We start from the raw sequence: 2,536 nt of genomic DNA, 5'->3' as shown, positions 1-2,536 counted from the left end.
GGTGGGCTCCCCCCCCGCCGGCGCGGGGGGGGGGGGGGCGGGCGGGCGGGGCGGGGGGGGGGGCGGGGGGGGGCCGCCCCCCCCCCCCGCCGCCGCTGCGTCCGTTCCCGGAGCCGGTTGTCAGTGGTGCCGGTCACGATGGAGGAGCACGGACCACCCGGTCCGGGCGCTGCCTCGGAACGGGGGAGACCATGACCATCAGCCGTCCTGAGCCCGTCACCGCCCGCCTCCACTCCGCCGCCCTGCCACCCACCCCGTCCATCCCGCCCGCCCCTGGCTCCGCCGGGCGGGACGTCCACCCCGTACTGCGCCGGGCCGCCGCGCCACCGGCCGCCCTCGATCTGCTCGCCGACGCCCATCGCACGCTGGCCCGCGCCCGCGTGCTGGAGGATCCGCTGGAGCGCTACGCCACCGCGCACCTGGCCGCGCTGCGCACGGTGGCCGCCGTGCTGGCCGTCCGCGGTCGGCCGGAGAAGAACCCGCGCCGGCGGAAGGCCATCCGCAGCGCCTGGGAGGTGCTGCCCGAAGTCGCCCCCGAACTGGCCGAGTGGGCGCTCTACTACGGCGCCGGCGCCCGCCGCCGGGCCGCCGCCGAGGCCGGCATCCGGGGCGCCGCCTCGGCCCGCGACGCCGACGACCTGATCCGCAACTCCGCGCTGTTCCTGCGCCTGGTCGAGCGGCTGCTCGGCCTGCGCCCGGCCCCGCCCGCACCCCGGCTGCCGCTCGACGGGGACGAGCCGCCCGGCGCGGGCGGAGCGGCCGCGCGGCAGGCTTAAGGTGGAGGCATCCTGATCGATCTGCACGTGCCAAGGAGCCCGACCGTGTACCCGACGCGTCCCCGCAGTGCCCTGCGTACCGCCGTGGTCTGGGAGGTGGTACGGGCAGCCCTGGAGAAGCGGGCGGCCGAGCTGGACCAGCCGGTGCTCGACGTGGTCGACACCGGCGGCGGCACCGGCAACTTCGCCGTGCCGGTGGCCAAGCTCGGCCACCGGGTCACCGTGGTCGACCCGAGCCCGGACGCGCTGTTCGCGCTGGAGCGCCGGGCCGCCGAGGCCGGGGTGACGGACCTGGTCCGGGCCGTCCAGGGCGACACCCAGACGCTGCCCGAGCTGGTCGCCCCCGGCACCGTGGACGCGGTGCTCTGCCACGGCGTGCTGGAGGTCGTGGACGACCCGGCCGAGTCGCTCGGCAGCCTGGCCGCCACCCTGCGCAAGGGCGGCCTGGTCAGCCTGCTGGCCGCCAACCGCAACGGCGCCGTGCTGGCCCGCGCGCTGGCCGGCCACTTCAACGAGGCCCGTACGGTGCTCTCCGCCGAGGACGGGCGCTGGGGCGAGCAGGACCCGATGCCGCGCCGCTTCACCGGTGAGGAACTGGGCCGACTGGCCGAGGGCGCGGGCCTGCGGGTGGAGTCGGTGCACGGCGTCCGGGTCTTCGCCGACCTGGTGCCCGGGGTCCTGGTGGACACCGAGCCGGGCGCCATGGAGGCGCTGCTCAAGCTGGAGGAGGCCGCTGCCGCGCAGCCCGCCTTCCACGCCGTGGCCACCCAGCTGCACCTGCTGGCCACCCTCGCCTGACCCCGCCCGGAGCCCCCGCGGCACCCGTCCGCCGCCGTCCGGTCCGCGCACCGTCCGGCGGCGGTTCGCTTCCCGGACGACCCCCGGACACCCGCCCCTCGCCCGGCTGTGCGCCGGATCATCCCCGGCTCCGGGCCGATTCCATCGGGTCGGGCACTTGTCCGATCCGTCCGGCGTTGACCCGGGTGCGGCCCCGCCCGGTCGAAGTGGCCCGTCCCACGCGGCGCAGACCACTCCGTAACGGGGCCCCGGACCGTATGATCTGGGTAAAGCCGGTAAGCATGACAGCCGGATGCGTGGGGCATATGGACGACACGGGCCGGGTCCCCCGCACGGGCGTCCGACCGTGTGCCCAAGGCTGATTGGACTGGCCTCTCCGACCGGGGAGGCGGACCGGTCGCACCCGCGACCGACGAGTAGGAGGACTCCGTGCCGCTCTCGGAGCACGAGCAGCGACTGCTCGACCAGATGGAGCGAGCGCTGTATGCCGAAGATCCCAAATTCGCGTCAGCGCTTGAGGGAACCGGGCTGCGCACCTTTACCCGTCGGCGGGTCTACCTGGCCGTCGCCGGCTTCGTGGTGGGGATCGGTCTGCTGATGGGCGGCATGGTCGTTCCGGACCAGATCTGGGTCAGCGTCGTCGGTTTCCTGGTGATGCTCGGGTGCGCGGTGTTCGCGGTGACCGGCTGGCGCCGGGCGCCCGCGGGCCAGGGCTCCGGCCCCCGGCAGGCCGCGGCCCCGCGCCGCAAGGCCGGGATGATGGACCGGGTGGAGCAGCGCTGGCAGCGCCGCCGGGACGAGCAGACCGGCGGGTTCTGAGCCGCAGGGCCGGTCGGGACGTCGAGGACGTCGAGGACGGACGAGGCGTCGAGGACAGACGACGAGAGCCGGGGCGGGGGGGGGAGGTGGATCTGGCCCCCGCGCGGCGCGGGTGGAGTGGAGAGAAGGGGGGTCTCGGAGTA

At 76.2% G+C, this 2,536-nt stretch carries 3 protein-coding genes; all 3 read left to right on the top strand.

The window, feature by feature from the left end; all coding sequences use genetic code 11:
• Positions 1-191: 191 nt before the first annotated feature.
• On the top strand, positions 192-776 hold the full coding sequence (locus tag ACFWXO_RS36740; protein ID WP_380529600.1) for an SAV_6107 family HEPN domain-containing protein: 585 nt from the start codon (positions 192-194) through the stop codon (positions 774-776).
• A gap of 45 nt (positions 777-821) precedes the next feature.
• Positions 822-1,574, top strand: a complete 753-nt coding sequence (locus ACFWXO_RS36735; protein ID WP_375893236.1) for a methyltransferase domain-containing protein — start codon at positions 822-824, stop codon at positions 1,572-1,574.
• 429 nt (positions 1,575-2,003) lie between these two features.
• The gene (locus ACFWXO_RS36730; protein ID WP_350515624.1) at positions 2,004-2,393 is read left to right on the top strand and encodes a DUF3040 domain-containing protein; all 390 of its coding nucleotides are present in this window, start codon (positions 2,004-2,006) and stop codon (positions 2,391-2,393) included.
• Positions 2,394-2,536: the final 143 nt, after the last annotated feature.

Source organism: Kitasatospora sp. NPDC059088, assembly GCF_042738155.1.
Classification (GTDB): Bacteria; Actinomycetota; Actinomycetes; order Streptomycetales; family Streptomycetaceae; genus Kitasatospora.
This window is presented reverse-complemented; position numbering and strand designations above follow the sequence as displayed.

Excerpts from the sequence above, each read along its gene's own strand:
- ACFWXO_RS36740 (WP_380529600.1), top strand. The coding sequence starts at position 192 with ATGACCATCAGCCGTCCTGAGCCCGTCACCGCCCGCCTCCACTCCGCC.